Source organism: Roseateles sp. (assembly GCF_031397715.1).
In the GTDB taxonomy this organism is placed as follows: Bacteria; Pseudomonadota; Gammaproteobacteria; order Burkholderiales; family Burkholderiaceae_C; genus Paucibacter_A.
On sequence record NZ_JANNMI010000361.1, the window covers coordinates 1 to 9,649 of the forward strand.

Sequence of the window (9,649 nt, forward strand, 5' to 3'; positions counted from 1 at the left end):
TGAGTAGTTGCATGGGCGGCGCCTGGATCTGTAGGTGGTGTGAGCGGAGCTTTCGGTCAGCTGGCGTCGGGGTCGAACAGGCGCCGTCGGGCCTCGCGCCAATGCAGGCCGGCACCCACCTCGGGTTGGCAGCGCTCAAGCAGAGAGCAGGCTTTGCAGTGCCGGGCGGCCACCTCGCCTTGCAGTGGGGCGGGCATGAGCTCGCTGCTCAAAATCGCGCGCACCGCCTGCGCCGTGGTCACGACCTGAGCGCGCAAATCAGGCGTTATGGGCACGATGCGGCGGCGCTTGGAACTGGCGTAATAGAGCGCACCCTCGGGCACGGCTTGGCCGGTCATGAACTCCAAGCAGAGCGCCTGCGCGGCCAGCTGCAGCTCATCGCAGGCAGCGATGTCGGCGGCCTTGTTGCGCGAACCATGCTTGTACTCGACCGGGTAGGGTTGACCGTCGGCGCTGAACTCCACCACATCGCTCTTGCCGATCAGGCCCAGCTCGTCATGCCAGAGCGGCAGGGCGCGCTCGACCCGCATACCTTGGATAACTTCCAAACCCGGCTGATCGGTGCGGGCATGGACGGCATTGCCGCGCAGCGTGTGGACGTTGTCGTCAAAGGCCTGCTCCAGATGGATCAAGGCGCATTGACGCGGGCAGTAAGCCCAGTGCTGGAGGGCGGAGAGGGGGATAGCGGGGAGGTCGTCCATACGGCATGAACCTTTGTCAGAGTTAAGCGTCCTAAAATCGGGCTATCGTTCTATCTCTGTGTTTGCCTGTCGTTCCTGGAGTCCGCCATGCTTAGCAACCAGCCTTCCGTTGAAATCGACTTGCTTGCCGAGCAAGCCATGAAGTTGTCACCGAACGATCGAACCGACCTCGCCGAACGCTTGTTGTTCAGTGTGGCGGCCACGCAGCCCGCACTGCACCCCAGTTGGGGGCCGGAGCTGGCGCGGCGTGTCGCCGAACTGGACGCCGGCGCAGCCGAGCTGATAGAGGCGGACGAGGTTTTTGCGGAATCTCGGCGCATCATCAATAGCCACCTCGTTGGCAGGTGAACCTTCGTTTTACCGCTGCGGCACAGCGAGAACTGAACGCTGCGCTGCGGCGGTATCTGCGTGATGCCGGCGTCGATGTCGCGAAGCGCTTTGATGAGCGTGTGCAAAAAGTCTTGCACCTTTTCTGCCAAATGCCTGAAATAGGCAGCCCCACACCGCCCGAACTGCGCATCTGGCCGCTGCGGCAGTTTGAATACAGCCTTGTCTACCGCTTCAAGCCAAACGAGATCGTGGTCATTGCGGTGGCGCATCAGCGCCGGGCGGCGGGATATTGGGTGGGGCGGCGGTAGGGGTCAAGGCTGATCACCGCCGCCCGCAGTTCAAGCTCGCCGCATCAGGGTCACGCCGGGCGCCGCTTGCAGTGATTCACCCACCGCGAGCGCCTTGCCGTCAAACGTCACCGCGTAGTCCTGGAACTGCCGCACGGCTTCATTGGCACCGACGCGTGCGACCGTCAGCCGGTCAAACAGGGCATGGGCGTGAGCATTGCCCAGCTCGCTGTCGTGCTTAAAGACATAGAGTCCACGGGTCGACATTTCGCCGCGCGCGGCCGAACGGTCGTGCTCAAACATTTGCTCCAGCGCACTGAACAGCAGCTCCAGGTCCTCGGCCGAGAAACCGGTTTGCTTGGCCAGAAAGGCCGATACAAAGCCGTGCGAGCGATACAGGCCGTAGGGCACGGTGTGCTTGCGGCCCATGGTGCGGTTGTCGCCGTCTTGCTTTTCGGCTTCTGCCTCGGTGGCCACCGCCATACGGGTGATCGAGTGCTCCGAGGCCACGATGGCATCGGCCGAGCGGGCGAAGGTCAGTTGCACGGGGCCGCGCACCTGGCCGCAGTTGACACCGGTGGACATGACGGCACCGAACGTGCGCACATCAAAGAAGTTCTGGCAAATCCAGGCGCGCGCCTTGTCCACGCTGTCGGCGCTGCCCTTGCGCTTCTTTTTACCCTTGGCGTCCGGGTCATCGGCCAGCTCTTCTTCGGCGCCGATGGCCAAGTAAGCTGCCCGGTGGGTGCGCTCCAACACCGCCTTTTCTTTGATGTAAATGTCATAGGGCGGCTCGGCGCCCTTGACCAGCTGGACGAAGTTGCGCAGCTTGCGCTTGATCGCCACGTCGGTCACCAGCCCATGGCCGGTTTCGGCGTCCAGGCGCGGCATGTTGCCGGCATCGGGGTCGCCATTGGGGTTGCCGTCCTTCACATCGAACAACAGCACAAAGTCATAACGTCCGGTCACTGCAGTCATATCAAACCTCCTTGTTGTCTTGCTGGTCGTCAGGGCGCTTGGCATAAAAAGCCTGGCGCTGGTGGTAATAGCCGAGAGCGAACTGGCCTTGCTCAGCCAGCGCCAACTGACGCGGGAAGCCCTGCAACGGCTGCAGAATTTCGCCGATCAATTTCTCGAAATGAATCAGCTGACCCTGGCTCAGCTTCTTTAGATGCGCGTTCTTCAAGCGCAGCAGGGTGGTGAACACCGCCACCGGCGTGGTCGACGCAGCACCGTAGAAGCGGTCGCGAATGGTGGCGTTGATGCCCGGCTGGGCCTGCTCTTGAATACGCTCCAGCGTCGCAAACAAGCGGCCCAGCCGGTAGGCCGGTTCTTCTTGGCTCATGTCCAATTCCTCCTTGAAATGTTGATGGTCCGAGGCCATTTGGCCGCGCGCGTGGCGGTTCAAGCAAGCCTTCAATACACAGGCTCGTAGATAGTTGACGTCTTGCTCGGCCTTGCAGCGCATCACCGCTGTGTTCAGCAGCACCGCAGGCAGAACGCTGCCCTCCAGGATTGAGCGCATCCATTCGCCGGCCAAACGCGGCGGCACGTTGTCCAGCTTGCCCTGCAGCGCGAGGCTGGAGAGCAGCCGAAACAAGGACGGATGCTCGGGGTCGCCCTCAAAACGCCGCACCATCCGCAGATCATCAAAGTGCTGTTGGATGCGCGGTGCCAGCTCGGCAAAGCTGATCCCGGGCAGCCAGAAGCGCACGCTGATGCGCGCGGCATTTGGTGCCAGCCCCAGCACATAGAAGCGCGTGCTGGCTTCGGCCGCCGGCAACTGGCCGCTGCGCAGCGCTTGATACAAGGCCTTCACCGCATCGCGGCCGCGATCTGGTCGGTCCGGCTTGGGTTCACCGAAGAAGTCGGCCAGCGTGAACTCTGAATCGAAGCGTGTCTCTGCATCGGCCCAAAAGACCGTCGAGCTGTCGCCCACTTGCACGCGGTTGCGTGAGTCGCGCTCAAGCAGCGCGTTCAATGCCGTGGTGTAGGCGAAGGCAGCGCGCGCACTCACCGGCGCATTGCCGCCTTGGGCCTTGCCGTAGGAGTTGAACGCGTCGAGATTGAACGAGACGATATTGGCGCCCGAGCTTTGTGCACCCCAGACGCCCTTGATGGCAGTGTGCAGACGCTCGATCGGCAAGACTTGGCCCTCGATCAAGCACATCGCTTGTGGGGTGTCAGCTCCGCCGCCACTGGCGCCATTCAGCACGGCGCTGACGACGGCCGGCCGCTGGCAGACCAGCGCGCCGCCATCGCCTTGCAACTCGAAACTGACCACCGGATTGCTGAGCGCCAGCTCGTCCCATAGCGGCGTGCCCCGTTGAGCATCGAGCTGTGGATCGGCCAGAAAGGCCAGCACGGCCTGCAAGCCGGCATCGCCGGGCGCGCGTTCGGCTAGGTCGAGGATGCGCTGTTTGAAAGCCAGTTGCTGCGCCTTCAAGCGCTCCGGCTTCGCCTTGCTGCTGGCACCGAGCACGTACTCGGCGGTGTCCCACAAGAGATTGGCAGCCACGCCCGAGGTCTTTTTGACGGCCTGCGGCACCAGAAAGGTCTGGCCGCGCAGCTTCTTGCCGTCCAGCGTGCGGGTGTCGCGGATCTGCACGACGCCGCCGTCGGTGCGCAACTCGATCACAAAGGGAATCTCCTTGTCCTCCAGCCCCGGCGAGGGCAGGCGTCTGGCGGGGTCAGGGTCACGGCTGCGGCGCTCATACAGCTGGGCCAGCGCTTGCAGAATCATTGCGTCACCTCGGCGTGCTCGAAGCTCGGCACTTCGATCACGCCGTTGTTCATCTGCGCACGGAAGAAGCGCGGTTGAGGGTTGCTGGCTTGAGCGAAGTCCAGGTCATGAAGCATCCAGCCCAGGTCGCGGGATTCTTGAATAGCTGGCGACGACACTTCACCGGCCAAGCGCACATCGGCCGCAAACTCGCGGCAACCCAAATAGGGTTGATTCACCCATTGGCCCTTGGCGGCCCGGCGTTCAAACATTTCGTGATACTTCTGTGGGGGCTCGGCACTGCACAGTTCGAGATCGGCATGAACCCGGTAGGCCACGTCACGCAGAAACAGCCCGGCGCGCTGCTGGCGCTCGTCTTCGACATAGAGCGCCAAATCGCCTTCGCCCGCCGTCATCGCCTGTTGTACGTTGCGGGTGGAAATGACGGCGCCCACCTCATTGCGCCGCAGATTGATCCAGCGAATCGGCTTCAGCACCTCGATGCGCCGCACATGCCAGCGTATGGCCGGCTTCCACAGAATCGCCTCGAACAGCGCGCGCGCCGCCGACGGCGTGATGATGTCGTAGCTGACCCGCTCGACCTTCATCTCGGGGCGCGTGAAACAGGCGAACTCGCCGACCACGGACAAGCAGTAGCGTTTCATTTTGTTTTCTCCCTAAATTGTCTGCAAAAGTTTGGTCACAACCCACCACCCCACAATGCCTCTCATTGCCATATGTGCCAGCACCAAAACCCATGACATGCAATAGCGATAGCCGGGTTGGCTGCCCAGTAGTCTCAATTCCCGCAGCAGTGCTGCGAGGCCGACCTCCTTAAGCAAATTGGATAGCTTGCCCATCGCGCACTCCAGATAAAGTGAGCGGAGTATATGGTCAAGTTCCTTCTAGCCGTCAGTAAATGTTTTTTTGCCTTACAATTTGCCCACGCCTTGTTGCAAGGTGTGGATTGAAACCTTCTGGCCGTAAGGGCCACTCTCGGTGCGGGGAGCTCCGGCTCCCCGCATTTTTTCTGGCGGCATGCTCATTACTGCACCAAGCTGGCCGCGTCCAAAGGGCTATCCCTCGGCAGCAGCCCGAACAGCGGGTGATAAATCGTCTCGTCAATCAACAGGTACAAGCCCGGCAGCAAGGGCCGCACATCGCCTTGTCGTTCCAGCTTTTCTAACTCGCGCTTTCTGACCGTCACCGTGTAGCGCTGCGTCGCGCGCATCAGCCAGCGGTCGGTTTCACCTCGGCGTAGCTTTTCGATCAGCGGTTCCAACTGACCATGCTCGGCGTCAATCAAGTGATAGGGCACCAAAAGGCTGGCTTGGTCTTCGTCGTCGATCAGGCGGAACTTCTTGGCGGCACTGCGGAAGTTGAATTGCAGTCGACCTTCTTGGTCGGCCAGTTCGGTCAACACATCACGCGCATCGAAACTCGGTTGACGGGGATAGAAGAGCTTGAAGTAACGCTCGAAAGCAGCGGGTGCCAGTGCATCGTTCAGGCCCTGGTCATGCAGGCTGTGGGTGGTCTCGGCGGCGCTGCGCAATTGGGACAACAGCTTCGGGATGGTCCGCACAAACACATGCACATCGCCCTGCGTCTGCCGGCCCTCACGATTGCAGCGGCCGGCGGCCTGGGCAATCGAGTCGAGCCCGGCCAAAGCGCGAAACACGACGGGGAAGTCCACATCGACGCCGGCCTCGATCAGCTGCGTGCTGACCACATAGAAGGGCTCTGTCTCAACCCCGTCGCGCTGCGCCTTCAATCGTTGGCGGATTTCTTCAATCGCCGCCTGCCTGTGCGCTCCACACATCGCGGCGGATAGGTGCAGCGTGCCAGGCGGCAACGCGCGGGTCAGCTCGGCCGCGTCGCGACGGGTGTTGACGATCACCAAGGCGCTGGGGTGCGTCAGCAGCTGAGGCAGCAGCTCGGGCCAGTCGGTTTGCGTGCTGAAGTTGGCAGGCCAATGCACGACCGTGCGCTGCAACTGCGCGAACAATGCGGCCTCGTCGTCAATGATGGGCGTCGGCACCGGCAAGCCGCGCAGCTTCTTTTTCGGATCAAAAGCCGCCAAGTCCGTCAGGGCCGGTTGGGTGGCGGTGCACAGCAGCAGGGTGATGCCGTAGTGCGTGAGCAGCACGTTGAGCGCGTCCAGCACCGGCTGCAAGAACTCGGGCGGCAGCATCTGCGCCTCGTCCAGGATGATGACGCTGCCGGCCAGGCGGTGCAGCTTGCGGCAGCGCGAGGTGCGGTCGGCGAACAGCGACTCCAGCAGCTGCACATTGGTGGTGACGACCAACGGTGCGTCCCAGTTTTCACAGGCCAGCCGGCTGCGCGCGCTTTCCTGCGCCGGGTCGGCATCGGCCTGGCTGTGATGCTCGACCAGGTTCTCGGGCCCGAAGATCGCGCCGAACACTGTGGCCGTCTGCTCGATGATGCTGGTGTAGGGAATGGCGTAGACGACACGACGCAAGCCATGCTGGCAGGCATGTTCCAGCGCGAAAGCCAACGACGACAACGTTTTGCCACCCCCGGTCGGCACGGTCAGCGAGAACACGCCGGGCGGCAGTGCGGCCTTGGCCCTACATTGCGCCAGCACGGCGGCACGGGCACGCATGACGGCCGAGTCAGCCCGCCCGTCCTGCACAACTTGCTCGGCCATGCTCGCCAGCTTGGCGTTCAGCAAACTTAGGTATTGCTGCAGGCTTGGGAAGCCAGCGCGATCGCCGCCTGCCTTGCGCTTGAAATGCGCCTCGGTATCCAGAAAGTCAGCGTCCACCAGGGCCGAGAACAGCATGCGCAGCCAGATTGACCGGGCCAGGGGTTGACCGCGATCTCGCAGGCTGCTGGCGTTCAAGCCTGCGCTGCGCAGCTCGCCCGCAGACGGTGCGGCGCAAAGTGCCGGCATGGCGGCCAGCGCGACCTGCATCGCCTCCTTGTATTCCGCTAGCGCATCTGCTGAGTTCAATCGAGGCGCCAACCCCGGCCCCAGCTCGCCCGCGTTCCAGTCGGCCAAGCCGCTGTGGTGGCCGGCGATCAGATACTCCAGCACCCGGGCCAGCCATTCACCCTGCTGCGGGCCTAGTTGCTGGATGAACATGGCCCGCGCATGCAAGGCCCCGGCAGCGGAGTGGGTCTTGTCAGCGCCGGCAACCCGGCCTTCGATATGAGCGTTGGCGTCGAAGCGCACATAGCGCTGAAAGCCGGGGCGGGCCTTGCCCAAGTCATGCCAGCGGCCCGCCAACTCGGCCCAGAGCGAGCTGTTGAACGGCTCGGCAAACTCGCCCGCCAAGCGCCCGACCTTGTGGAGGTGCTCTGCCAAGCCGTGCCAATCGCCCAGCTCGTTCTGACTGTGGGCGTGCAGGGCGGCATCGGAGGGTTCAGCTTTGGACATATGGGCCCGGTGGTGTTTGGCGGCTATTGGGTTTCATGATCTCAAGCCCCAGGCTCACCAGCTGACCCCGCCTCGATATTTTTCAGCGCGGCGCGAATCTTTTTCTCTACCTCTTCTGCCAAGCTCGCCGGCCCCAGCACCTCGACCTCGGGCAGATGGCGCAAGATGTCCATCACCAGCTCGCGCGGGTCGGCGTAGGGCAGCTCCAACAGATAGCTCCCGCCGGGCTCAAAGCGGCCGCGCTGCTTGGGGTGCCAGGCTTCGGCGGCGACCCAGCGGGCACGCTCCGGCGTAAAGCGCAGCGTGGCCCACTGCAGCTCGCGTCCCGAGAAAATGCCATAACCGACCCCCAGTACGGCATCCAATTCGGCTGTCGAAACGTCGATGGCGGCGCGGTCCAGCACTTGCACGCTCTGAATCGCGTCCAGCGCAAAGCTGCGCAAGCCTTCGCGCCAATGGCACCAGGCGTCCAAGTACCAGTTGCTGCGGTAGTGGATCAGGCGCTGCGGCGAGACTTCGCGCAGCTGCTCTTGTACCTCGTTACGGCCACGGCCTTGATACTGGAGGGACAAGCGCTGGCGGCGCAGCAGCGCACTGCCGACAGCTTGGAAATGAGGCACATGCAAGCGCCGCGCGCCGACGGTTTGCACCCGGATACGCTGCGCCAACTCGGCACTCGCCTTGGCCCCCGCGCCTGCGCCCAGCAGCAGGTTCAGCCGCCCCATCAGCGGTGCGATATGCGGCCCCAGCAGTCCGCCGGCGTCGAGATTGGCCAACAAATGCTGCATGGTCAGCAGCGCGTGGATCTCTTCGGCGGAAAGCCACAGGCCGGGCAGTTCGTATTGCGTGCCCGGCAGTTGCGCGGCGCGTTCGAGCCGGTAGCCGCGTTGCTGGCGGTCGAACCGCACGGGGGTGTTCAGCCGGTCTTGCAGATAGGCCAGGTCACGCTTGAAGGTGGCCGGCGAGATGCCGAGTTGCTGCAGCACTTCGCGCTTGTCGACACAGCGCCCGGCGTCGAGCAGTTGGCGCAGCCTGAAGATGCGTTCGGTTTGCGACACGCTGCCCTCCCAAGGCCTTTGTGGGCCATGGTAACGCGCGGTCTGCGGGCTTCACTGTCGTTTCCACCGACCTGCATCGGCGGGCGAGGACAACACGAGGCCACGGCAACCACCGGCTAAACCAACGCCGCTTAAGCCTCCGAATACGCCACCCTCAGACCCAGATGCGCCCTGAACGGATGAAAGTCGCGGTCCGCATGGAGCAACGCGTATCCGGCTTCAATGCACTTGGTTGCGATGAACGTGTCAATCGTCCTGCACACCGTGAATCCCAGAGCCTGCAACGCCCAGAAGTCCTTGGCAGCTTTCACTGCAACATCGAATCCACCGAGTTCCACGAACTCAAATGTGTCAAGCGCCTTGCACGCTTGGTTGAAATCCCGCTCCACCCTGAAGCCTTGAAGCACCTCAGTCATGATGAGGTGTCCAACAATAATTCACTCTTGAGGATAGGGAATTCAAACGCCCTTTTTCTCGGCCATCGCCCACCCCGGCGCAGCACCCGAAGCTCTTGAAGCGGTCCTTGCCGGCCGCTGCGGCCCGTTGAGTGTCGATGGCGGCGCTGAAACGATTCCGTGATGGGCTCGACTAAGGGTCAACCCTGACGGTCATGGCGCTTCGACCCGTCCGAGAAAGTCTCAGGCGCAGCCGTCCCCTTTAGCCCCGCGGCGAGGAGCCTCCTGAACGCGAAGCTTGCGCCAGCGCCAGAGTCAGGCCGAGGATAGGCCGTTCAAAGGCCCTTTTTTGTTTGGCACCAGGGTCAACAGGCCCGTCGGTGGAGGCACTGACGGCGGTCTTTGTGCTCGACGGTGGCAGGCCAAGTGCCGATGACCCCGTCGAACACGCGCATCACAGGCCTGGGTCAGGGGTTTGCCCCAGCGACTCGGCCGCTTTGCCTCGGTCCTGAGTGGCCCGGGCGCAGCCGATCCCCGCGGCCCTGGGCGCCGGGTCGCATGAACAGTGATGGATCGGGATGGTCAGGCCGCTTGCAGACGCGAGCCCCTCCTGAGGCGCAGGACCGCGCGCAGGCGCGCTCCCGCGTCCACAGTCGGCCTTGAAGGCCGCGAGCGCGAGTTTCGGCGCGATCCCCGGCTGAGGCGCCGTGCCCCCGGGGAGCGCCCTCCCCGCTGAAGAGGCCGCCTGGCATCGCC

Annotated in this window: 9 protein-coding genes; 2 read left to right on the plus strand and 7 right to left on the minus strand. The window is 63.3% G+C overall.

The window, feature by feature from the left end; all coding sequences use genetic code 11:
* Positions 1-56: 56 nt before the first annotated feature.
* Positions 57-701 (minus strand): CRISPR-associated protein Cas4, encoded by a 645-nt coding sequence (cas4, locus tag RMO57_RS15750; protein WP_310388205.1) that lies wholly within the window; start codon positions 699-701, stop codon positions 57-59.
* Between the two features lie 87 nt (positions 702-788).
* Here cas4 and RMO57_RS15755 point away from each other — a divergent pair, with 87 nt between their 5' ends.
* Positions 789-1,049 carry an addiction module protein gene (locus tag RMO57_RS15755; RefSeq protein WP_310388207.1) on the plus strand — a complete coding sequence of 87 codons (261 nt, stop codon included), beginning with the start codon at positions 789-791 and terminating at the stop codon, positions 1,047-1,049.
* A complete protein-coding gene (locus RMO57_RS15760; RefSeq protein WP_310388209.1) occupies positions 1,046-1,339 on the plus strand; it encodes a type II toxin-antitoxin system RelE/ParE family toxin in 294 nt (97 codons plus the stop codon). Before RMO57_RS15755 ends, RMO57_RS15760 begins: the two co-directional genes overlap by 4 nt.
* 30 nt (positions 1,340-1,369) lie before the next feature.
* Here RMO57_RS15760 and cas7c read toward each other — a convergent pair whose 3' ends face one another.
* The 6 genes from cas7c to RMO57_RS15790 all read right to left on the minus strand — a co-directional run bounded on the left by cas7c (position 1,370) and on the right by RMO57_RS15790 (position 8,914).
* A complete protein-coding gene (gene cas7c, locus RMO57_RS15765; protein WP_310388211.1) occupies positions 1,370-2,296 on the minus strand; it encodes a type I-C CRISPR-associated protein Cas7/Csd2 in 927 nt (308 codons plus the stop codon).
* 1 nt (position 2,297) lies between these two features.
* Complete coding sequence (cas8c, locus tag RMO57_RS15770; RefSeq protein ID WP_310388212.1) at positions 2,298-4,061, minus strand: type I-C CRISPR-associated protein Cas8c/Csd1; 1,764 nt, start codon at positions 4,059-4,061, stop codon at positions 2,298-2,300.
* Positions 4,058-4,705, minus strand: a complete 648-nt coding sequence (gene cas5c, locus RMO57_RS15775; protein WP_310388213.1) for a type I-C CRISPR-associated protein Cas5c — start codon at positions 4,703-4,705, stop codon at positions 4,058-4,060. Before cas5c ends, cas8c begins: the two co-directional genes overlap by 4 nt.
* Positions 4,706-5,085: 380 nt before the next feature.
* On the minus strand, positions 5,086-7,440 hold the full coding sequence (cas3, locus tag RMO57_RS15780) for a CRISPR-associated helicase Cas3' (protein WP_310388214.1): 2,355 nt from the start codon (positions 7,438-7,440) through the stop codon (positions 5,086-5,088).
* 41 nt (positions 7,441-7,481) lie between these two features.
* Positions 7,482-8,498, minus strand: coding sequence for a WYL domain-containing protein (locus RMO57_RS15785; protein WP_310388216.1), 1,017 nt, complete (start codon positions 8,496-8,498; stop codon positions 7,482-7,484).
* A 131-nt stretch (positions 8,499-8,629) separates the two neighbouring features.
* Positions 8,630-8,914, minus strand: coding sequence for a hypothetical protein (locus RMO57_RS15790; RefSeq protein ID WP_310388217.1), 285 nt, complete (start codon positions 8,912-8,914; stop codon positions 8,630-8,632).
* Between the last annotated feature and the right edge of the window lie 735 nt (positions 8,915-9,649).

What these genes read in the sequence shown, in the direction of transcription:
- cas4 (WP_310388205.1), bottom strand. Translation starts at nt 701, where the DNA reads ATGGACGACCTCCCCGCTATCCCCCTCTCCGCCCTCCAGCACTGGGCT.
- cas3 (WP_310388214.1), bottom strand. Translation starts at nt 7,440, where the DNA reads ATGTCCAAAGCTGAACCCTCCGATGCCGCCCTGCACGCCCACAGTCAG.
- cas5c (WP_310388213.1), bottom strand. Translation starts at nt 4,705, where the DNA reads ATGAAACGCTACTGCTTGTCCGTGGTCGGCGAGTTCGCCTGTTTCACG.
- RMO57_RS15755 (WP_310388207.1), top strand. Translation starts at nt 789, where the DNA reads ATGCTTAGCAACCAGCCTTCCGTTGAAATCGACTTGCTTGCCGAGCAA.
- cas8c (WP_310388212.1), bottom strand. Translation starts at nt 4,061, where the DNA reads ATGATTCTGCAAGCGCTGGCCCAGCTGTATGAGCGCCGCAGCCGTGAC.
- cas7c (WP_310388211.1), bottom strand. Translation starts at nt 2,296, where the DNA reads ATGACTGCAGTGACCGGACGTTATGACTTTGTGCTGTTGTTCGATGTG.
- RMO57_RS15790 (WP_310388217.1), bottom strand. Translation starts at nt 8,914, where the DNA reads ATGACTGAGGTGCTTCAAGGCTTCAGGGTGGAGCGGGATTTCAACCAA.